General features: G+C 65.8%; 19 protein-coding genes. 6 read left to right on the forward strand and 13 right to left on the reverse strand.

What is annotated here, in order from left to right:
- Position 1: 1 nt before the first annotated feature.
- Positions 2–1,966, reverse strand: coding sequence for an alpha/beta hydrolase family protein (locus ATE59_RS09230; RefSeq protein ID WP_082657371.1), 1,965 nt, complete (start codon positions 1,964–1,966; stop codon positions 2–4).
- Positions 1,967–2,123: 157 nt separating this feature from the next.
- Here ATE59_RS09230 and ATE59_RS09235 point away from each other — a divergent pair, with 157 nt between their 5' ends.
- The 3 genes from ATE59_RS09235 (at position 2,124) to ATE59_RS09245 (ending at position 4,544) form a co-directional block, all read left to right on the forward strand.
- Positions 2,124–3,470 (forward strand): NupC/NupG family nucleoside CNT transporter, encoded by a 1,347-nt coding sequence (locus tag ATE59_RS09235; RefSeq protein ID WP_058812191.1) that lies wholly within the window; start codon positions 2,124–2,126, stop codon positions 3,468–3,470.
- Positions 3,471–3,600: 130 nt separating this feature from the next.
- The gene (locus tag ATE59_RS09240) at positions 3,601–4,212 is read left to right on the forward strand and encodes a beta/gamma crystallin-related protein (RefSeq protein ID WP_058812192.1); all 612 of its coding nucleotides are present in this window, start codon (positions 3,601–3,603) and stop codon (positions 4,210–4,212) included.
- Between the two features lie 11 nt (positions 4,213–4,223).
- The gene (locus ATE59_RS09245) at positions 4,224–4,544 is read left to right on the forward strand and encodes an MliC family protein (RefSeq protein WP_197409155.1); all 321 of its coding nucleotides are present in this window, start codon (positions 4,224–4,226) and stop codon (positions 4,542–4,544) included.
- Between the two features lie 19 nt (positions 4,545–4,563).
- Here the strand turns inward: ATE59_RS09245 and ATE59_RS09250 are convergent, their stop codons facing one another.
- From ATE59_RS09250 to gluQRS, 8 genes are all read right to left on the reverse strand, one after another.
- Positions 4,564–5,706, reverse strand: coding sequence for an epoxide hydrolase family protein (locus ATE59_RS09250; RefSeq protein ID WP_058812194.1), 1,143 nt, complete (start codon positions 5,704–5,706; stop codon positions 4,564–4,566).
- Between the two features lie 39 nt (positions 5,707–5,745).
- On the reverse strand, positions 5,746–6,237 hold the full coding sequence (locus tag ATE59_RS09255) for a hypothetical protein (RefSeq protein ID WP_058812195.1): 492 nt from the start codon (positions 6,235–6,237) through the stop codon (positions 5,746–5,748).
- Positions 6,238–6,317: 80 nt separating this feature from the next.
- The gene (locus ATE59_RS09260) at positions 6,318–7,184 is read right to left on the reverse strand and encodes a 3-hydroxyacyl-CoA dehydrogenase NAD-binding domain-containing protein (RefSeq protein WP_058812196.1); all 867 of its coding nucleotides are present in this window, start codon (positions 7,182–7,184) and stop codon (positions 6,318–6,320) included.
- A gap of 82 nt (positions 7,185–7,266) precedes the next feature.
- Positions 7,267–8,253: an L-histidine N(alpha)-methyltransferase gene (gene egtD / locus ATE59_RS09265; protein ID WP_058812197.1), complete on the reverse strand. Its 987-nt coding sequence runs from the start codon at positions 8,251–8,253 to the stop codon at positions 7,267–7,269.
- Positions 8,254–8,255: 2 nt separating this feature from the next.
- The gene (gene egtB, locus ATE59_RS09270) at positions 8,256–9,578 is read right to left on the reverse strand and encodes an ergothioneine biosynthesis protein EgtB (protein WP_058812198.1); all 1,323 of its coding nucleotides are present in this window, start codon (positions 9,576–9,578) and stop codon (positions 8,256–8,258) included.
- Between the two features lie 106 nt (positions 9,579–9,684).
- Positions 9,685–10,266, reverse strand: a complete 582-nt coding sequence (locus ATE59_RS09275; protein ID WP_058812199.1) for a cob(I)yrinic acid a,c-diamide adenosyltransferase — start codon at positions 10,264–10,266, stop codon at positions 9,685–9,687.
- 31 nt (positions 10,267–10,297) lie between these two features.
- A complete protein-coding gene (locus tag ATE59_RS09280; protein ID WP_003041307.1) occupies positions 10,298–10,522 on the reverse strand; it encodes an HIG1 domain-containing protein in 225 nt (74 codons plus the stop codon).
- A 9-nt stretch (positions 10,523–10,531) separates the two neighbouring features.
- Positions 10,532–11,392: a tRNA glutamyl-Q(34) synthetase GluQRS gene (gluQRS, locus tag ATE59_RS09285; protein ID WP_058812200.1), complete on the reverse strand. Its 861-nt coding sequence runs from the start codon at positions 11,390–11,392 to the stop codon at positions 10,532–10,534.
- 170 nt (positions 11,393–11,562) lie between these two features.
- Between gluQRS and ATE59_RS09290 the strand changes: the two genes are divergently transcribed.
- From ATE59_RS09290 to ppc, 3 genes are all read left to right on the forward strand, one after another.
- Complete coding sequence (locus ATE59_RS09290) at positions 11,563–12,129, forward strand: HNH endonuclease (RefSeq protein ID WP_003041310.1); 567 nt, start codon at positions 11,563–11,565, stop codon at positions 12,127–12,129.
- Between the two features lie 64 nt (positions 12,130–12,193).
- A complete protein-coding gene (locus ATE59_RS09295) occupies positions 12,194–12,616 on the forward strand; it encodes a YbaY family lipoprotein (RefSeq protein WP_082657372.1) in 423 nt (140 codons plus the stop codon).
- Between the two features lie 83 nt (positions 12,617–12,699).
- Entirely contained in the window at positions 12,700–15,369 is a 2,670-nt protein-coding gene (ppc, locus tag ATE59_RS09300) for a phosphoenolpyruvate carboxylase (protein WP_058812201.1), read from the forward strand.
- A gap of 66 nt (positions 15,370–15,435) precedes the next feature.
- Here the strand turns inward: ppc and ATE59_RS09305 are convergent, their stop codons facing one another.
- The 4 genes from ATE59_RS09305 to ATE59_RS09320 all read right to left on the reverse strand — a co-directional run bounded on the left by ATE59_RS09305 (position 15,436) and on the right by ATE59_RS09320 (position 19,470).
- The gene (locus ATE59_RS09305) at positions 15,436–15,951 is read right to left on the reverse strand and encodes a hypothetical protein (RefSeq protein WP_058812202.1); all 516 of its coding nucleotides are present in this window, start codon (positions 15,949–15,951) and stop codon (positions 15,436–15,438) included.
- Positions 15,952–16,090: 139 nt separating this feature from the next.
- Positions 16,091–16,894, reverse strand: coding sequence for an SDR family oxidoreductase (locus ATE59_RS09310; RefSeq protein WP_058812203.1), 804 nt, complete (start codon positions 16,892–16,894; stop codon positions 16,091–16,093).
- Positions 16,895–17,029: 135 nt separating this feature from the next.
- A complete protein-coding gene (locus ATE59_RS09315) occupies positions 17,030–18,148 on the reverse strand; it encodes an acyl-CoA dehydrogenase family protein (protein WP_003041327.1) in 1,119 nt (372 codons plus the stop codon).
- Positions 18,149–18,288: 140 nt separating this feature from the next.
- Positions 18,289–19,470: an acyl-CoA dehydrogenase family protein gene (locus ATE59_RS09320; RefSeq protein ID WP_003041330.1), complete on the reverse strand. Its 1,182-nt coding sequence runs from the start codon at positions 19,468–19,470 to the stop codon at positions 18,289–18,291.
- Positions 19,471–19,591 lie beyond the last annotated feature (121 nt).

Below are 19,591 nucleotides of genomic sequence, written 5' to 3' on the forward strand. Positions count from 1 at the left end.
GTCAATCGGCGGGATTATACTTGGCGAGGAAGGATTCGATCGATTGCAGCAACAGCAGCCGGTCGGCCTTGCGCGTGAAATAATGATCGGCGAGCGGCAGCGAGACGAAGTCCACCGTCTTCCCAGCCTTGGTCATTGCCGCATACATGCGCGCCGACTGGCTGTGATCGACCGTCACATCCTTCTTGCCGTGGATCAGCAGCAGCGGCGTCTTGATCCGGTCGATGGCGTTGATCGGCGACACCGCCGCGAAGTCGGGGGTCATGCGCTTCCACTGCGTCCGGTACAGATTGGCGCGCAGCGTGCCGCCGAAATCATTGACCTCGCGCCGCAGATTGGCGACCCCGGCGATCGAGATCGCGCAGCGATACTGGTCGGGATCCTTGGCGATCCCCCACATCGCCGCATAGCCGCCATAAGAGGCGCCGACGATGCACACGCGCTTAGGGTCGGCGATCTTTTCGGTGACCGCCCAGCGCACGCCGTCGGTCACGTCATCCTGCATCGCAAAGCCGAGTTGCCCCTCGCCCGCCTTTTCGAAATCGGCGCCATAGCCGGTCGAGCCGCGGAAATTGGGCTGCAATACCGCATAGCCCCGTTCGGCGAGGAACTGCGCCCAATAATCGTAGGTCAGCTCGTCATGCCCCCAGGGCCCGCCGTGCGGCAGCACGATGAACGGCAGGTTGGTTGCCGCTCGGCCGCGCGGCATCGTCAGCACGCCCTCGATCTCCAGCCCGTCGCGCGCCTTGTACCGGACGAGCTTGGCGCGCGAGAGGCGCTTCGCCCCGATCTGTTCGTTCATTGCCGCAAGACGCGACAAATCGCCGGTCGTCGAATCATAATAATAGAGCAGCCCCGGATTGTCGGGGGTGCTGATCCGCACCAGCATTTTCGTCAGGTCGCGACTATAGCTGTCGATCCGGACACGCGCCGCGCGGGCCGTCGCGTCCAGCGTATCCTGATGCGCTGCCATCGCCGGGTCGAGCCAGCGCACCGGCTTCAGATCGTCGGCGACGTGAACGCCGAGTAGCTTCGATCCGTCGGGCGCGCGAATGGCGCCCGATATGTCGCCCGCGTCGGGTGCAACGACCGTGCGGACTTCGGCACCGGTGGCAAGATTGACCTCGGCAATCGCGGTCTTGCCATCGTCCCGGTCCTTGTAAACCAACCCGTTGTCGGTGCCGTCGACGAAGAGGATCGGCACCGTCAGCCGCTCGTCATCGCGTAGCGAAGCGCGCTCGATCGACCGGAAAGCCCCTTCTCCGGCGCCACGATAGAGCAGCGTGGCCCGGGTCGTATCGTCGCGATAGCCGATGCCGTAGCGCACCCGGCCGAGATGGTCGGCGCCCCATTCCATAACCCCGGTGCGCGACCGCAATTCGGTCTTCTTGCGCCCCGTCTTCACATCGATGCGGTATACGGCGGGCCAGAAATCGGCGTTGTCATATATCGAGTCCTGACCCGCGACCAGAATTTCGCTGCTGCCGTCCTTGGGCAGCCAGACGACGTCGGACGCATTCTGGCCCTTGAGATCCCATAACAGCCGCGTGATCTTGCCCGAGGTCCGGTCGATGGCGATGATGCGGGTAACGTACCAATTGTCGGCCTCCGCCGCCATCAACGCCCGCAGGCCGACGAGGAGATGATCGTCGTTGACCCAGGTCAGCCAATCGATTTCGGTCTGGTCGGGAACGGCAATGATGACCGATTTGCTCTGATCGCCCAGCACGGGAAGGATGCCGATCCGCTGTTCCCCACGGACCGCGAACAGGCCCGCCATATGCGTTCCGTCGGGCGATAATTCGGTATTTTCCGCAAAGGGAGGCTGCGCAAAGGCGGCCGTGGGCAATGGCGGACCGGGGGTCGATGCGGTCGTGGCGGGCGCCTGCGCCGCCGCAGGTACGGCCGCCTGCACCAGCGCGCATATCGCCAAAATTACATGTCCCGCAACGCCAGTCCGCATCATATTCCCCCTGTTTCAGCGCTGCCTATCAAGCCGTCACGGAGCCGCCAAGCGGGATCGCTGCCGTTATGGATGACTGCAATGCTCCGCCGCCCCCCTTGCCCGATCCGCAAAGCCCGCTAGACAGGCGCAATAAACTTGCGGGGGACGCAAAACACTTATGGGACATCTTATCGGCCTGCTCGGCATCGTTGCATTGCTTGCGATTGCCGTGCTGTTTTCATCGAACCGTCGCTGGATTCGCCTGCGCGTCGTCGTGCCGGCCTTTCTGTTGCAGGCCGGGTTCGCGCTGCTGGTGATCGGTACGCCGTGGGGCCGCGCGATCATTCAGGCGATGTCGACCGGCGTCGCCAATCTTCTGGGTTATGCCAAGGCGGGAACCGACTTCATTTTCGGCCCGCTCGCCGGACCCGAAATGGGCGGCCACAGCTTTGCGATCGCCGCGCTGCCGGTGATCATCTTCTTCGCCTCGCTCATCTCGATCCTCTATTATCTCGGCATCATGCAGTTCGTGATCAAATGGGTCGGCGGGGCGATCCAGAAGATTACGGGAATCACCAAGGTCGAAAGCCTGGGCGCCGCGGCGAATATCTTCGTCGGCCAGAGCGAGAGCCCGCTCGTCATCCGTCCCTATCTCGCCGGTCTTACCCCGTCGCAGCTCTTCACGGTGATGACGGTCGGCATGGCCGGGGTAGCGGGGACCATCCTCGGCGCCTATGCCAGCATGATCGGCGAACAGCTGCTGCCCTATCTGCTCGCCGCCAGCTTCATGTCGGCGCCGGGCGGCATCCTGATGGCCAAGATCATGATGCCCGACGACCCTAAGGATCTGGGTATCGAACCCGTCATCATGCCAGAGGCAAGCCATGACGAGGAAAAGCCGGCGAACATCATCATGGCAGCGGCGCAGGGCGCGCAGACCGGCGTCAAGCTGGCGGTCGCGGTCGGCGCGATGGTGCTGGCCTTCGTCGCGCTCGTCGCGCTCGCCAACGGGCTGCTCGCCGGGATCGGCGGCTGGTTCGGCTATCCCGATCTGTCGTTCCAGGCGGTCATCGGAGCAATCTTCCGCCCGGTGATGTGGCTGATGGGCGTGCCGTGGGACGAAAGCGCCGCGGTGGGCGGCCTGTTCGGTACCAAGGTCGTGCTCAACGAATTCGTCGCCTTCATCGACCTCGGCAAAATCCAGGGGGAGATGTCGATGGTGTCGGTCGCGATCGCGACCTTTGCGCTGTGCGGCTTTGCCAATTTCAGCTCGATCGCGATCCAGATGGCGGTGACCGGCGGCCTCGCCCCCAATCAGCGGCCGATGATCGCCCGGCTGGGACTGAAGGCGCTGCTTGCGGGCAGCCTGTCGAACCTGATGTCGGCGGCGCTCGCCGGTCTGATGCTCAGTTTCACCGCGCCGATCGCCACACCGCCGCCCCCGGCCGCCGCGCCGGTTGCGGCGGCGCCGCTTCCCGTTGCGCCGCCGGCTGCCGCCGATACCGCCGCGACGAAGGCGCCCTGACCCCGCGCCATGGTCGCGCCGCGCAAGGCGCGACCATGGCGGGATAATTTGCAAGTCCCCCTGTTGTGGCGTAGTTTCGGCCCCGGAAAAACGAATCCCGGGTCGCGTTTGCCAAACAGGGAGGTTGTTGATGAAATCCATCCATCGCTGGTCGCTCTTCGCCGCTGCCGCCGCATCGCTCGGCGGGGGCTTCCTTGCCGCGTCGCAGGCGCAATCGCCCGAAGACAGGATGATGCGTCCGCCCGAGGCGACCATCTATCGCGACGCCGCCTACAAGGGGCCGGCGGTGTTCATTGGCGAAGCGAAGCCCGATCTGGGCCTGTCGTGGCCGGTCAATTCGATCCGCGTGACCAGCGGTCGCTGGGAGCTGTGCGAGAAGACGCGCTATCGCGGCAATTGCCGGACGGTCGAACGCGACACGCCGATGTTGGGTAATATCCTGCGCGGCATCAAGATCCAGTCGATCCGCCCCGTCGGATCGGGCGGCGGCTGGAATCCCGGCCCGGTCGCCAATGATCAGACGGCGCGCGGCAATTTCGCCGAATTCCACACTCAGCCCGCCACCGGAAATTATCGCGTTCTCGCGTGCCAGAGCGGATCGGCAACCGCCGCCTGCGCGGCGCGGACCGCCGACACATGGTGCCGCTCAATCGGCTGGAACGGATCGGCCCGCGAACATATGGAGACGGTTTCGGGCCGCATTTATCTGGCCGACGTGCTGTGCGTCCGTTCGGGCTATTGAGGGGAATGGAGATGATCGGAATCGCAAAGCTGACGGCCACGGGCGCCGCCATCCTTGTCGTCGCGGGCTGTGCCTCCTACCCACAAAACACCGGCACGCTTTACGAATGCAATCGCGGCACGCGGTTGCAGGTCGATTATGTCGCGAACGGTGCGATCGTCCGTGTCGATGGCCGCCGCAGCATGGTGCTCAAGGCCGCGCCCACCAACATGGGGCAGGCCTATGAAAACAAGAGCGGCGCGCGGCTGTATCGCAACGGCAACGAGGTGACGTGGAACACCGCCGCGCGCATCGCGCCCGAAAGCTGCCGCCCCGTCTATCGGCCGATGTAGGCGGGGCGAAAGCGACGCATCACAGCGTCATTTGCGCCAGCGCCGCGCGGACTTCGCGCGCGAAAAGCTCGGGCTGCTCCCACGCCGCGAAATGGCCGCCGCGATCGACCTCGTTCCAATAGACGATGTTGCGATAGCGCTTTTCGGCCCAGCGGCGCGACAGGCGCATGATCTCGTTGGGGAACAGGCTGCCGCCGGTCGGCACCTCGATCTCCCCCGCCGCGAAGCTGCGGAAACTGTGCCAATAGAGCCGCGCCGACGACGCGGCGCTGGCGGTGAACCAATAGAGGCTGACGGTGTCGAGCATCGCATCCTTCGACAGCGCGCGTTCGGGATGGCCGCCGACCGACTGGCCGCCCGGCTGATGCCCGCAATCGGTCCAGCCGTGGAATTTTTCGACGATCCAGCACATCTGCCCGACGGGCGAATCGGCAAGCGCATAGCCGATGGTCTGTGGCCGCGTCGCCTGCTGCGTCGAATAGCCATTATCCTTTGCCTGATACCAGCCGAAACGCGCGAGATAGAGCTTTTCGGCGTCGGTCAGATCGGCCATCAGCGCCAGGTCGGGCTGGCCGACGATCATGTTGACATGGATGCCTGCGCAATGGTCGCCATGGTTCATCCCGATGGCGCAGGTAACCGCGCTGCCCCAGTCGCCGCCCTGCGCGAAATAGCGATCATAGCCGAGCGCGCGCATCAGCGCGTCCCAGCCCGCGGCGATATGTTCGACGCTCCATTTCGCGGCCGCGGGCTTGCCCGAAAAGCCGTAACCCGGCAGCGACGGGATCACGAGATGATAGTCGGCCGACAACGGCTCGATCACGTCGAGAAATTCGAGCACCGACCCCGGCCAGCCGTGCGTCAGCACCAGCGGCCGCGCCGCCGGATTGTCCGAACGGATATGAAGGAAATGGATGTCGAGGCCATCGACGGTGGCCAGAAAATTGGGCAGCGCGTTGAGCCGCGCCTCGACCGTGCGCCAGTCATAATCGTCGCGCCAATAGGCCGCGAGTTCCTGCGCATAGGCGAGAGGGACGCCCTGGTCCCAATCGTCAACGGTCTCCTTTTCGGGCCAGCGCGTGCGCGCCAGCCGGTCTTTCAGATCATCGATCGCTGCCTGCGGAACCTCGGCGCGGAACGCGCGGATATTTTCGACCTTCATTCAGTCCCTCCCCCACCCGATTGGAGCTTCGGCTTTGCGTCAGGGCCGGGCCGGCGCCTTGCAACCGCGCTGCAACCCGACGCCCTTCAGAAAACCCCGACGCACCGTGCCGGCATAGACCGCCTCTGCATAGCGCCGACGTTCGGCGTTGGCACCCGTCACCTCGCCGATCAGGCCGCGAAAAGGAATGATCGATCCGGCGACGGTGCCCGCGACGCGGCCGACGGTTTCCTCGCGCTTTTTCGCCGCACTCTTGTCGGCAGGTTCGTTGACGTCGGGGCCGAGCACGTCGTTCAGTTCGCTGACCTCGCGGATGATCGCCGAACATTTGCGCAAACCCGCGAGCGAATAGGGGTCGTCCTGTATCGCCTTCAGCTTGTCGGGCACTTCCTTGCCGTCGAAGGGCTCGGTCACGCTGTTCGCGGTCGATTTCAGCGTCGAATCCTCGGGCGCGCCTTCCTGCGCCTGCACCGCACCATTGACCGATAGCGCGGCGATGATCGCCAGCGGTAGCCATGTTCTCCGCATCATCCCTGTCCTCCTGTTGTCCGCAGGCGCCCGCACCGGCGCCAGCGGGATAACGAACGAGGACCGATTCGGCTCCCGCCGGGTCAGCGCGTCGGAACCGGCGCCTCGCCGGTCCAGTCGTAAAAGCCGCGCCCCGACTTTTTGCCGACCCAGCCCGCCTCGACATATTGGACGAGCAGCGGCGCCGGACGGAATTTGGGATCGCCGGTGCCGCTGTGCAGCACGCGAATAATTTCAAGGCAGGTATCGAGCCCGATGAAATCGGCGAGCGTGATCGGCCCCATCGGGTGATTGAGGCCGAGCCGGCATCCGGTGTCGATGTCCTGCATCGTCGCCACCCCTTCGCCAAGCGCGAACACCGCTTCGTTGATCAGGGGCATCAGCACGCGGTTGACGATGAAGCCCGGCGCGTCGTTGGCATGGACGATTTCCTTGCCGAGTCCGCGGCCGAAGGCTTCGACGCTGGCAAGCGTCGTGTCGCTGGTCGCAAGGCCGCGGATCAGTTCGATCAGGCCCATGACCGGCACCGGATTGAAGAAATGGACGCCGATGAAGCGCGCCGGATCGGGGGCCGCCTGCGCCAGTCGGGTGATCGGAATCGAGCTGGTGTTCGAAGCGAGGATGGCGCTGTCCGAAAGATGCGCGCCGACGCTGGCGAAGATCGCGCGCTTGATCTCCTCGCGCTCGGTCGCGGCCTCGATCACCAGCGCAGCCGGGGCGAAGGCGGCGTGGTCGGCGACGGGGGTGATCCGGCCGAGCAGCGCGTCGGCATCGCCCTGCGTCATCTTGTCCTTGGCGACCAGCCGCCCGAGCGCCTTGGCGATCCCGGCCTTGCCGGCTTCGGCGCGGGCGATGTCGATGTCCGACAGCAGCACCTCGTGGCCGGCGCCTGCCGAAACCTGCGCGATCCCCGCGCCCATTTGCCCTGCCCCGATAACGCCGACGATCATGATATGCCCTTTCGCTGGAAATCGCAGCTCTGCCCCTAGGGACTGGGCAAGCGTCGTCAAGGCCGAGAGTCGCGCGCGCGCGTCAGGGCGCGGCGCGCACCTCGGTCGCTTCGGCGAGGATCAGCGCGAAAGCGGGATCGACATCGTCCCACGCCGCGATCGGCGTCCAGCCTCCGGCGCGGAGGAGCAGGCTGGCGTCGCGCGGCCCATATTTATGGCTGTTCTCGCTGTGGATCGTTTCGCCCTTCGCCATCGTATAAGGACGGCCATCGACCATGAATTCGAGGTCGCACGCCGCCACCAGATGCATTTCGATACGCGCATGAACATCGTCCCAGCAGGCGCGATGGTCGAAATTGGCAACCGGGATCGTGCCGCCCAGTTCGCGGTTGATCCGTTCGAGCAGGTTGAGGTTGAACGCCGCGGTGACACCCGCCGAATCGTCATAAGCGCGTTCGAGGGTGCCGATATCCTTGATCCGGTCGACCCCGATCAGCATCAGCGCGCCGTCGCCGAGCGCGCCGCGCCAATGGCGGAGCAGATCGACCGCGCTGCGCGCCACCATGTTGCCGATCGTCGAGCCCGGAAAGAAGCCGAGTTTGGCGAGACCACAAATCTCGCGCGGGAGCGCCACCGGCTGGGTGAAGTCAGCCTCGACCGGATAGACCGGGAGATCGGGAAAGCGCGCCGACAGGGCGGCCGCGCTATCGCGCAGGAAATCGCCCGAAATATCCACCGGCACATAGGCGCCGGGGGCAATGGCATCGAGCAGCAGCGGCGTCTTCGTCGAGCTGCCCGATCCCAGTTCGACCACCGCGCGGCCCGGCCCGATCGCCGCCGCCAGTTCGCCCGCATGGCGCGTGAGCAGCGCCACCTCGCTGCGCGTCGGATAATATTCGGGCAGCCCGGTAATATCCTCGAACAACGCCGATCCGGTCGCGTCGTAGAACCAGCGCGCCGGAATCGCCTTTTGCGCCTGCGACAATCCCGCATGAACGTCGGCGCGAAAGGCGATATCGACGCCGCTGTCATCGGCATCGACCTGCCGCAATTGGCGAACAACGCCCATGATCACAAATCCTTGGCAAGGCGCAGGCCGGTGAACTGCCAGCGCTGGTGGGGGTAGAAGAAATTGCGGTAGGAGGCGCGAACATGGCCGCGCGGGGTCGCACAGCTGCCACCGCGCAGCACGAACTGGCCGCTCATGAACTTGCCGTTATACTCGCCGACCGCGCCCGGCGCGGCGCGAAAACCGGGATAGGGGCGATAGGCGCTGCCGGTCCATTCCCAGACGCCGCCGAACATCCCCGCAAGCGCAGCACCGTCCGATGCGGCGCCGTCCGCCGCCACCGGATGCACCGGGCCGGCGGCATCGAGCTGCTGCCCCGCGCGCGGATCACATCCCGCCGCCGCCGCTTCCCATTCAAATTCGGTCGGTAGCCGCGCCCCGGCCCAGCTGGCGAAGGCGTCGGCTTCGAAAAAACTGATGTGCGTCACGGGAGCGGCGGGATCGATCGCCTGCCATCCGGCAAGGGTGAACTGGCGATCGCCCTCCCAATAGGCGGGGGCGTCGACGCCTTCGGCCTGGACCCATGCCCAGCCGTCGCTGAGCCACAGCGACGGGGTGCGATAGCCGTCGTCGGCGATGAAGTCGCGCCACTCGCCGTTCGTTACCGGCCGATTGGCGAGCGCATGCGGCGCAAGAAGCGCCGAAAAGCGCGGAAGTTCACAGTCGAATGCGAAATCCTCGCCCTCATGCCCCACGGCAACGATTCCTTCCGTTCCCGCGATCCAGCGCAGCGGCCCCGCCGCGGCGGACGATGCCGAAGAATCGGCGGAAAACTGCGCAACTTCATTCGCGATTGCACTGTCGGAAGCGTCCCAGACGGCGGGGCCGAGCGGGTTCTGCGCGAACAGATGCTTGATGTCGGTGAGCAGCAGTTCCTGATGCTGCTGTTCATGATGGATGCCAAGCTCGACGAGCGCGCGCGCGGCGGGCGACAGTGTTGGGAGCGCCTTCACGATCGCCGCATCGACATGTCCGCGCCAATCGCGCACCGCATCGAGCGACGGCCGCGTCAGCAGGCCGCGGCGCGGGCGCGCGTGGCGCGGCCCCTCTGCCTCATAATAGCTGTTGAACAGATAGGCGAAACGGTCATCGAATAGCGAATAGCCGGGGCAATGATCGCGCAGGACGAAGGTTTCGAAAAACCAGCTCGTATGGGCGAGATGCCATTTGGCGGGCGATGCGTCGGGCATCGACTGCACGCTGGCGTCGGCGTCGGACAGGCGCGCGACAAGGTCGAGCGAGAGCTGCCGCGTCGCAGTGAAGCGCCGGGTCAGGTCGTCCGCCAAAGAAGCGGTCGTGGGCGAAGCATCGGTTCGGCTGGCCATGGTTTGACAATCCCCCGAAGAGCGATTCGGTTTCGTCGCCTGCCCCAATATGGTTACAGGACGGAGAATTGTCTAGAACAAAAGAAGAACAATATGGCGATCGGTCCTAGCGCGTCGCGCCGGGCTTCCACAGGATGTCACCGCCCGCCGCGGCGTTGAGGTGGCGCGTCGCGACGAACAGATGGTCGGACAGGCGGTTGAGATAGGCAAGCGCCAGCGGGTTGAGCGGCCGCGTCGCCGACGCCGCGACCGCCGCCCGTTCGGCGCGGCGCGCGATCGCGCGCGCGAGGTGGAGGCGCGCCGCGGCTTCGGTGCCACCGGGCAGGATGAAGCTGGACAGCGGCGCGAGCCTGTCGTTCATCGCGTCGATCTCCGCCTCCAGCCGCGCGATCTGGCTCGCGACGATGCGCAGCGCCATTTCGTGCGGGCCGAAGCCATGCTGCGGATCGGCGGGCGTCGCGAGATCGGCGCCAAGGTCGAACAATTCGTTCTGGATGCGCGCGAACATCGCCGCCGCCTCGCCGCCCGCGGGCAACGCCGCGACCGCTATGCCGAGGGCGCTGTTCGCCTCGTCGACGTCGCCGATCGCTTCCATCAGCGCGTCGGACTTGGCGATGCGCGACCCGTCGACGAGGCCCGTCGTGCCGTCATCGCCGGTGCGCGTATAGATTTTGTTGAGCTTGACCATAAGCGAGGGGCTGCGGGCGGACGCGCCGCGATCAGCTACCCGCGGCGAGAAGGCCGATCAGCACGATCAGGATGATCGTCACCGCCTGCCACTTCACGCGCGCCATCATCATCCGGTTCTGCATGAGCTGATTTTCATGCTCATTGCCCTCCATCGCGGCGCGGTGACCCTGCGCGAAATAGAAGAGCCCGCGCGCGAGCGCGAAGAGGACGAGGCCGGCCGACGCAACGACCGCAAGGATGAGAAGCACCTGCATGTCTTCTATTTAGGGCATTTGCAGCGAATATCCAGCCGGAAGCCGCCCGGCGCGCAAATCGTCGGCCAGCGCGCGCCAGTCCGCGCCCGCAGCGCGCAGCGCGGCAAGCGCCGCCGCGCCGTCGCGCTTGGCGAGCCGCTTGCCGTCGGCGCCGCAGACAAGCGCATGGTGGCGGTAGACCGGCGTCGCAAAACCGAGCAGCGCCTGAAGCAGCCGGTGGACGTCGGTCGAGGCGATCAGATCGGCGCCGCGAACCACCAACGTCACCCCCATCGCGGCATCGTCGATCGTGCTCGCGAGATGATAGCTGGCAGGGGCATCCTTGCGCGCGAGGACGACGTCGCCATGCGCGGCGGGATCGGCGGCGCGCGGCCCCTGCGCGTCCTCCTCCCAGACGAGCGGCCCCGCAATCGCGACCGCGCTTGCCATGTCGAGCCGCCAGCAATGCGCCTCCTGCGCCAATCGCTGTTCGCGCTCGGCCGCGCCGAGGTGGCGGCAGGTGCCGGGATAGAGCGGCGCGCCGTCCGCCGGTGCGCCGTGCGGCGCCGCGAGGCTGGCGGCAATATCGGCGCGGGTGCAGAAGCAGGGGTAGACGAGCCCGCGGGCACGAAGACCGGCAAGCGCGGCGGCGTAATCGCCCAGATGCTGCGACTGGCGAACCGGCGCGCCGTCGAAAGTCAGGCCCAGCCACTCGAGATCGGCGAGCGCAGCGCCGACAAACGCCTCGCGCGAGCGGCTGCCGTCGATGTCGTCGATGCGGAGGTGGAACGCCCCGCCCGCGGCGCGCGCGGCATCATGCGCCAGGATCGCGCTGAACGCGTGGCCAAGGTGCAGTTCGCCGGTCGGGCTGGGGGCGAAGCGGGTCAGCATGGCGTGGCGGCCGAATCCATATGCTGTGGGGCTCTCAATCCATCCATTCCATATATTGCGACACATCCCCCCTTGACGCCAGATTCTGATGCGTCATGTAATGATGGTGTCACGCGAGGAAGGCAGTGGCGCGCCATCCCGAGCAGCATAGGGGGCAGCGTTACCAAGCCATGTTCCATCCCGATCTTGCCCGGCATCCCGATAATTGTCCGGCTCTCGTCCTCAATGCAGATTATACGCCGCTGAGTTATTACCCGCTGAGCCTGTGGCCGTGGCAGACCGCGGTCAAGGCGGTATTCCTCGACCGCGTCACGATCGTCGAGAATTACGAGCGCGAAATCCATTCGCCGACGCGGACGATGCCGATCCCCAGCGTCATCGCGCTGCGGCAATATGTGAAACCGTCGCAATATCCCGCCTTCACGCGCTTCAACCTGTTCCTGCGCGATCGCTTCGCCTGCCAATATTGCGGCTCGGGCAAGGACCTGACCTTCGACCATGTCGTGCCGCGGCGGCTGGGCGGGCGGACGAGCTGGGAAAATGTCACCACCGCCTGTGCGCCGTGCAATCTGCGCAAGGGCGGGCGGACGCCGGCGCAGGCGCATATGCCGCTGCACCAGAAGCCGTGGCGCCCGACGAGCTGGCAGCTTCAGGACAATGGCCGCGCCTTTCCGCCGGGCTATCTGCACGAAAGCTGGATCGACTGGCTTTACTGGGACGTCGAACTGGAGGGCTGACAGGCCCGGTTCAGCCGGAGGGTGCCAGGCGGTCGCCAGATATTTGGTCAACAGGAGTATCGCCATGAACCGCGCCATCGCCTCGCTCGCCATCGGCCTCGCCGCCCTCCCGCTCGCCGCCTGCGCAAGCTTCGCGCCGGCCGAGCAGCCCGTGTCGGTGACCGGCGCGATCACCTATCGCGAGCGCATGGCGCTGCCGCCGACGGCGCAGGTCGAGGTGACGCTGGCCGACGTCAGCCTGATGGATGCGCCCGCGTCGGTGATCGCACGCCAGAGCTTCACCGCCGACGGCCGGCAGGTGCCCTTCGGCTTTTCGCTGACCGTCGATCAGCGCCGGCTCGACCCGCGCCACAGCTATGCCGTGGCGGCGCGGATCACCGATACCTCGGGCAAGCTGATGTTCATCACCGACACGCGCAACAGCGTGACCTTCGACGGTGCGCCGCGGATCGACCTGGGGACGCTGGTGATGGTGAAGACGCCCTGACCACGCGTTTCGTGCCGCGCGCATAGCTATGCGTCCCTGCTGCCCTTGACGCTGCACCTTCGCAGGTGCAGCACTCTTGGCCCATGGGCCCACCGATCCAGATCTCGCAGAATCCCGACATTCGCTATCTCGGGCGGATCCTCGGCGACGTCATTCGCGCCTATGGCGGCGAAAAGCTGTTCCGGCAGACCGAATATATCCGGTCGTCGAGCGTCGACCGGCATCGCGGCATCGCGGGCGCCGAGACGATCGATCCGGGGCTGGAGGCGCTGAGCCTTGACGATACCATCGCTTTCGTGCGCGGTTTCATGCTGTTTTCGATGCTCGCCAATCTGGCCGAAGACCGGCAGGGCGTCGCCGCCGAGCCCGAGGCGACGGTGGCGGCAGCGCTGGCGCGGCTGAAGCAGGACGGCATCGATGGCGATGCGGTCGCGGCGCTGCTCGACGCGGCGCTGGTCGCGCCGGTGCTCACCGCGCACCCGACCGAGGTGCGCCGCAAGTCGATGCTCGACCACAAGAACCGCATCGCCGAGCTGATGCGGCTGCGCGATGCCGGCGTCGAGGAAACCGCCGAGGGCGATGTCGTCGAGGAGGCAATCCGCCGCCAGATCGTGCTGCTGTGGCAGACGCGGCCGCTGCGCACCGAAAAATTGTTCGTCGCCGACGAGATCGACAATGCGCTGACCTATTTGCGCGACGTGTTCGTGCCCGTGATCCCCAAGCTTTATGCGCGCTGGGAACAGGAGCTGGGCGCGCGCCCGGCAAGTTTCCTACGGGTCGGGAGCTGGATCGGCGGCGACCGTGACGGCAATCCCTTCGTCACCGCCGAGACGCTGCATATGGCGACGAGCCGCAACGCCGCCGCGGTGCTGGGCCATTATATTGACGCGGTGCATGCGCTAGGTGCCGAACTGTCGGTGTCATCGTCGCTCGCGACGGTCCCCGAAGCGGTCGAGGCGCTGGCCGCGGCGAGCGGCGATGCCGCGCCGAGCCGAAGCGACGAGCCCTATCGCCGCGCCCTGTCGGGCATTTATGCCCGGCTGTGCGCAACCTATGCCGGCATCGTCGGGCGCGCGCCGCCGCGGCCGTCGGCGCTGGCCGGCGAAGCCTATGCCGCCCCCGCCGATTTCCGCCGCGACCTCGTCACCATCGCGGCGGGTCTGTCGGCGAGCGGCGAGGGCCAGCTTGGCGGCATCGGCGCGCTCGGGCGGCTGATCCGCGCGGTCGAGGTCTTCGGCTTCCACCTCGCGACGCTCGATATGCGGCAGAACAGCGCGGTGCATGAACGCGTGCTCGCCGAGCTGCTCGCGGTCGCGGGGGTCGAAGGCGATTATCTCGGCCTGGGCGAAGAGGCGCGCGTCGACCTGCTGCGCCGCGAACTGGCGACCAACCGCCCGCTCGCCGCGCCGTGGCACAAATGGAGCGAGGAAACCGCCGGCGAACTCGCGATCGTCCACGCCGCCGCCGCGATCCGCGCCAAGCTGGGCGCCGAGGCGATCGTCCAGTGGATCATCAGCAAGGCCGAAAGCCTGTCCGACCTGCTCGAGGTCCATGTCCTCGCCCGTGAAGCCGGACTATGGTCGGCCGAGGCGCAGGACAATCTGATGGTCGTGCCGCTGTTCGAAACCATCGCCGACCTCGACGAGGCGCCGGGGATCATGGCCGCCTATTTCGCGCTGCCCGAGATTGCGCCGCATGTCGTCGCGCGCGGACATCAGGAAGTGATGATCGGCTATTCGGATTCGAACAAGGATGGCGGCTATCTGACCTCGACCTGGGGGCTCTATCAGGCATCGGAAGCGTTGACCCCGGTGTTCGAGGCCGCCGATACCGCGATGCAGCTGTTCCACGGTCGCGGCGGTGCGGTCGGGCGCGGCGGCGGCAGCGCTTTCGCCGCGATTCGCGCGCAGCCCGCGGGGACGGTGCAGGGCCGCATCCGCATCACCGAACAGGGCGAAGTAATCGCGGCCAAATATGGCACCGCCGACAGCGCCGCGACCAATCTGGAGGCGATGGTATCGGCAAGCCTGCTCGCCAGCCTCGAGCCCGAGGCGATGAGCGCGGACGACGCCGGGCGCTTTGCGGGCGCAATGACCGCGCTGTCGAACGACGCCTTCGCCGCCTATCGCGGCCTCGTTTACGACACGCCCGCCTTCAAGGACTTCTTCCGCGCGATGACGCCGATCGCCGAGATCGCGACGCTGAAGATCGGATCGCGGCCGTCGAGCCGCACCAAATCGACCGCGATCGAGGATCTGCGCGCGATTCCCTGGGTGTTCAGCTGGGCGCAGGCGCGCACCATGCTGCCCGGCTGGTACGGCACCGGTGAAGCCTTTGCGGCGTTCGCGGACCAGGCGCTGCTCGCCGATATGGCGCAAAGCTGGCCCTTCTTCGGCGCGCTGCTGGGCAATATGGAAATGGTGCTGGCGAAATCGGACATCGGCATCGCCGCGCGCTATGCCGAACTGGCGGGGCATGTCGACGGGCATGCGGCGATCTTTTCGCGCATCCGCGATGGCTGGCACCGCGCCCACGACGGGCTTTTGACGATCACCGGCCAGTCGCGGCTGCTTGAGAATAATCCGGCGCTCGAGGCATCGATCCGCCTGCGCCTGCCCTATATCGAGCCGCTCAACCTGCTGCAGATCGAATTGATGAAGCGCCACCGCGCGGGCGAAACCGACCCCCGCATCGCCGAGGGCATCCAGTTGACGATCAACGCGATCGCAACCGCGCTGCGCAACAGCGGGTAGACCCGAACACCGTCATGGCGAGGAGCAAGGCGAAGCCATCGCTTCGCGCCTCGCCATGACGAGGGGTCAATTCTTGACGATCCGCACCTCGCCCTTGCTCGCGTCGCCCGCGGGTTCGAAACTGATCGTGAAATCAGCGCCGTCCTTGTCGGTCCCGCGCAGCGTGTCGCCGGCGCGCTGGACCTGGATATTCTTCTTCGCAAATTCGCCGGCCATCCAGTCGGCCGCCTTGGCGGGCGCGGCGGGCGAGGTGAAGCCGAGGCGCACCGTCGCCTTGTCGGCGCCGCCCTTGTCGCTCGCATTGACATCGATGCTTGCGATCTTGCTGCCCGGATAGAGCTTCACCCCGTCGATGTCGAAATCGCTGTCGACGTCGATATTGGCGAAATCGGGGAGCTTGAAGCTCATCGAGCCGTGATCGCCGTCGATGCTGACCTTGCCGCCATCCTTGCCGGCGGTGATCCGGACATTGCCGCCGTCGCCATCGGCATTCACCGTGACCTCGGCCTTATCGCTCTTGTCTTCGGCGTGCCCGCAGGCGCCGAGCAACAGCATCGGGGGAATCAGGAAGGCGAAACGCATGGACTGTCTCCTTGGTGCATTATTTGAATAATACACCTGCGCGCGCGACGAGTCAATTTCCTGTCGGCTCGCCATGACCAGTTTACGGTTCGACAGGGATACCCCCGGATCAAGTCCGGGGTGGCCAGCGAGAAGCGACCTAAGCGTCGATGCTGGTCTTGAGGTCGCCGTGGACGAGACCGCCGTCGACCGCGATCGTTTCGCCGACGACATAATCGCCCGCCTTCGATGCGAGAAAGATCGCTGCGCCAGCCATATCCTCGGGTACGCCGATGCGCTTGGTCGGGATGCTCTTGGCAACTGCGTCGCCATGGTCGCGCGCCGCCTTATTCATGTCCGACTGGAAGGCGCCGGGTGCGATTGCGGTGACGAGGATATTGTCCTGCACCAGCCGCGCCGCCATCCGCTTGGTCAGATAGAGGATCGCCGCCTTCGACGCGTGATAGCTATAGGTTTCCCACGGGTTGAGGCGCATGCCGTCGATCGACCCGATGTTGATGACCTTTGCCGGCTGTGCGGGCGTGCCCGCCGCCTTCAGCAGATTGTGCAACGCCTGGGTCAGGAAGAAGGGCGACTTGACGTTGATGTCCATCACCTTGTCCCAGCCGGCTTCGGGGAAATTCTCGAAGGGTTCGCCCCAGGCGGCGCCCGCATTGTTGACGAGGATGTCGAGCTTTTCCTCGCGTGCTTCGAGTTCCTTGGCGAGCGCGCGGCAGCCTTCGACGGTCGAAAGATCGACGGGTAGACCGATGACCTTGCCCGGATAGCGCGTTTCGAAATCGGCGACGGCCTCCTCGATCTGCGCCGTCTTGCGCGCCGAGATATAGACGCGCGCGCAGCCGGCGGCGAGATAGCCCTCGACGATCATCTTGCCGATGCCGCGCGAACCGCCGGTGACGAGCGCGATGCGGCCGTCGAGGCCGAACATATCATTGAGGTTCATAAGACTATCCTTTGTTCCGTTCGTCCTGACCCCGGATCAAAGTCCGGGGGAAGGACCGTATTTACCCGCTACGTCCGAAAGAAAGGACGGCCCTTCGACAAGCTCAGGGCGAACGGGGGTTGAGAATTCCTGGTTCTAGTAGCCGTTCATCCGGGCAACCTGGTCGATATGGTAATGCACATCGCCCATGAATTCGGCGAGCGCGCGGTCGCGTTTCATGTAGAGGCCGATGTCATATTCGTCGGTCATGCCGATGCCGCCGTGCATCTGAACGCCTTCGCGCACCGCGAGGTTGGCGGCGCGGCCGGCCTTGGCCTTGGCGACCGAGACCATCAGCTTTGCGCCTTCGCTGCCTTCGTCGAGGAGTTGCTGCGCCTTCATCACCGTGGCGCGCGCGACTTCCATCTCGCCATAGAGATGCGCGGCGCGGTGCTGGAGCGCCTGAAACTCGCCGATTAGCTTGCCGAACTGCTTGCGTTCCTTGAGGTAATTGACGGTCATGTCCATCGCGCCCTGCCCGACGCCGACCATTTCGGCGGCAGCGCCGGTGCGGGTGGCGGCCAGCAGCGCGTCGAGGATGTCGCCGCCGGCATCGACTTCGCCGATCACTGCGTCGGCATCGACCTCGACGCCGTCGAGGGTGACATGGCTTGCAAGACTGGAGTCGACGAGGCGGCGCGGATCGGCGGTCAGCCCCTTTGCATCCTTCGGCACCGCGAACAGGGTGATGCCGCCGTCGGTTTTCGCCGCGACGATGCTCATGTCGGCGACATGGCCGTGGAGGACGAAGCTTTTCTTGCCGTCGAGGCGGAAGCCGTTGCCCGCGCGCGTCGCCGTCGTCGCGATGCGGTCGGGGCGGTGCTTGGCGCCCTCGTCGATCGCGAGTGCGACGATCGCCTCGCCGCTGGCGATGGCGGGGAGCCAGCGGCCGGCCTGCGTGCCGCCCGCCTTCGCCAGCGCGGCGACCGCGCCGACGCTGGTCGCGAGGAAGGGCGACGGCGTCAGGTTGCGGCCGATTTCCTCGAGCACGATGCCCGCTTCCATATGTCCCATGCCGAGCCCGCCATGCGCCTCCGGAACCAGCATGCCGGGCAGGCCCATTTCGGTGAACTGCGCCCACAGGTCGCGCGAGAAGCCGGTGGCGTCGGCCTCGTCGCGAAGCTTGCGGAGGTGCGAGACGGGGGCCTGTTCGGCCACGAAGGGCGCGACGCTGTCCTTGAGCATCGCCTGATCGTCATTGTGATAGAGCGGCATGTCTTTTCTCTCCAATTCCCCTCCCGCTTGCGGGAGGGGTTAGGGGTGGGCCAGCGACGTCGTATCTGCCCACCCCGCTGCGGCTAGCGAACAAGTTCGCAAGCCTCGCTGCCCCTCCCGCGAGCGGGAGGGGAGAGGTGTTACGCCCCCGGCAAATCGAGGATACGCTTGGCGATGACGTTGAGCATCACTTCGCTCGTGCCGCCTTCGATCGAATTGGCCTTGGTGCGCAGCCACGCGCGCGGGCGGGCGCCGCCCTTCGTTTCGGGGCTGTCCCATTCGAGCGCTTCGCTGCCACCGCCCGACATGACGAGTTCGTGGCGGCGCTTGTTGAGCTCGGTCCCGACATATTTCATCATGTTCGACGAGGCGGGGTGCGCGCGGCCGGTCTTCCACATGTCCATGAAGCGTTCGCCCATCGCGCGATAGGCAAAGACATCGACGTCGAACGCCGCCATTTCGGCGCGCAGGATCGGATCGTCGAGTTCGCCATGGTCGTTCTTGCCGATCGCCTTGGCAAAGGCGCCGCCGATGCTGACCATGTCGCCGCCGGCACCGCCGCCCGAGATCATCTCGCGTTCGTGGCCGAGGAGATATTTTGCGACATCCCAGCCGCGGTTGATCTCGCCGACGAACTGCGTCTTGGGCACTTCGACATCGTCGAAGAAGGTTTCGCAGAAGGGCGAATTGCCCGAAATCAGCAGGATCGGCTTGGTCGTGACGCCCTTGCTCTCCATGTCGAAGAGCATGAAGGTGATGCCCTGATATTTGTTCGCCTTGTCGGTGCGGACGAGGCAGAAGATCCAGTCGGCCTTGTCGGCATAGCTGGTCCAGATCTTCGATCCGTTGACGACCCAGTGATCGCCCTTGTCCTCGCCGAAGGTCTGGAGCGAGACGAGGTCGCTGCCCGAGCCGGGTTCCGAATAGCCCTGGCACCAGCGGATTTCACCGCGCGCGATCTGGTTCAGATAATGGACCTTCTGCTCTTCGGTCCCGAATTTGAGCAGCGCGGGGCCGAGCATCCAGATGCCGAAGCTGTCGAGCGGCGAGCGCGCGTTGATGCGCTTCATTTCCTGTTTCAGGATCTTGGTCTGTTCGGGGGTCAGCCCGGCGCCGCCATATTCCTTCGGCCAATCGGGAACGGTGTAGCCCTTTGCGGCGCAGGCTTCGAGCCATTGTTTCTGGGCGTCATTCTTGAAAACCCATTTGCGGCCGCCCCAGCACACATCGCCCTCGTCGCGGACGGGTTCGCGCATTTCGGGGGGACAATTGGCTTCCAGCCAGGCGCGCACTTCGGCGCGAAAAGCGTCCTGATCGCTCATCTTTCGGGCTCCTCTTCTGGCGCGCAAACTAAGGGGAGTCGCCCGGTTTACGCAAGCGTCAACTTGGCTGCGCCGCGCTGCCGTTACGGCGCCGTAGCGTCCGATTGCGGGCCGTTGACGC

This window comes from Sphingopyxis sp. A083 (genome assembly GCF_001468495.1).
Classification (GTDB): domain Bacteria; phylum Pseudomonadota; class Alphaproteobacteria; order Sphingomonadales; family Sphingomonadaceae; genus Sphingopyxis; species Sphingopyxis terrae.

Excerpts from the sequence above, each read along its gene's own strand:
- ATE59_RS09280 (WP_003041307.1), bottom strand. The coding sequence starts at position 10,522 with ATGCAGGTGCTTCTCATCCTTGCGGTCGTTGCGTCGGCCGGCCTCGTC.
- ATE59_RS09235 (WP_058812191.1), top strand. The coding sequence starts at position 2,124 with ATGGGACATCTTATCGGCCTGCTCGGCATCGTTGCATTGCTTGCGATT.
- ATE59_RS09295 (WP_082657372.1), top strand. The coding sequence starts at position 12,194 with ATGAACCGCGCCATCGCCTCGCTCGCCATCGGCCTCGCCGCCCTCCCG.
- ATE59_RS09250 (WP_058812194.1), bottom strand. The coding sequence starts at position 5,706 with ATGAAGGTCGAAAATATCCGCGCGTTCCGCGCCGAGGTTCCGCAGGCA.
- ATE59_RS09260 (WP_058812196.1), bottom strand. The coding sequence starts at position 7,184 with ATGATCGTCGGCGTTATCGGGGCAGGGCAAATGGGCGCGGGGATCGCG.
- ATE59_RS09310 (WP_058812203.1), bottom strand. The coding sequence starts at position 16,894 with ATGAACCTCAATGATATGTTCGGCCTCGACGGCCGCATCGCGCTCGTC.
- ATE59_RS09290 (WP_003041310.1), top strand. The coding sequence starts at position 11,563 with ATGTTCCATCCCGATCTTGCCCGGCATCCCGATAATTGTCCGGCTCTC.
- ATE59_RS09230 (WP_082657371.1), bottom strand. The coding sequence starts at position 1,966 with ATGATGCGGACTGGCGTTGCGGGACATGTAATTTTGGCGATATGCGCG.
- ATE59_RS09275 (WP_058812199.1), bottom strand. The coding sequence starts at position 10,266 with ATGGTCAAGCTCAACAAAATCTATACGCGCACCGGCGATGACGGCACG.
- ppc (WP_058812201.1), top strand. The coding sequence starts at position 12,700 with ATGGGCCCACCGATCCAGATCTCGCAGAATCCCGACATTCGCTATCTC.
- egtD (WP_058812197.1), bottom strand. The coding sequence starts at position 8,253 with ATGGGCGTTGTTCGCCAATTGCGGCAGGTCGATGCCGATGACAGCGGC.
- egtB (WP_058812198.1), bottom strand. The coding sequence starts at position 9,578 with ATGGCCAGCCGAACCGATGCTTCGCCCACGACCGCTTCTTTGGCGGAC.
- ATE59_RS09305 (WP_058812202.1), bottom strand. The coding sequence starts at position 15,951 with ATGCGTTTCGCCTTCCTGATTCCCCCGATGCTGTTGCTCGGCGCCTGC.
- gluQRS (WP_058812200.1), bottom strand. The coding sequence starts at position 11,392 with ATGCTGACCCGCTTCGCCCCCAGCCCGACCGGCGAACTGCACCTTGGC.
- ATE59_RS09245 (WP_197409155.1), top strand. The coding sequence starts at position 4,224 with ATGATCGGAATCGCAAAGCTGACGGCCACGGGCGCCGCCATCCTTGTC.
- ATE59_RS09320 (WP_003041330.1), bottom strand. The coding sequence starts at position 19,470 with ATGAGCGATCAGGACGCTTTTCGCGCCGAAGTGCGCGCCTGGCTGGAA.
- ATE59_RS09240 (WP_058812192.1), top strand. The coding sequence starts at position 3,601 with ATGAAATCCATCCATCGCTGGTCGCTCTTCGCCGCTGCCGCCGCATCG.
- ATE59_RS09255 (WP_058812195.1), bottom strand. The coding sequence starts at position 6,237 with ATGATGCGGAGAACATGGCTACCGCTGGCGATCATCGCCGCGCTATCG.
- ATE59_RS09315 (WP_003041327.1), bottom strand. The coding sequence starts at position 18,148 with ATGCCGCTCTATCACAATGACGATCAGGCGATGCTCAAGGACAGCGTC.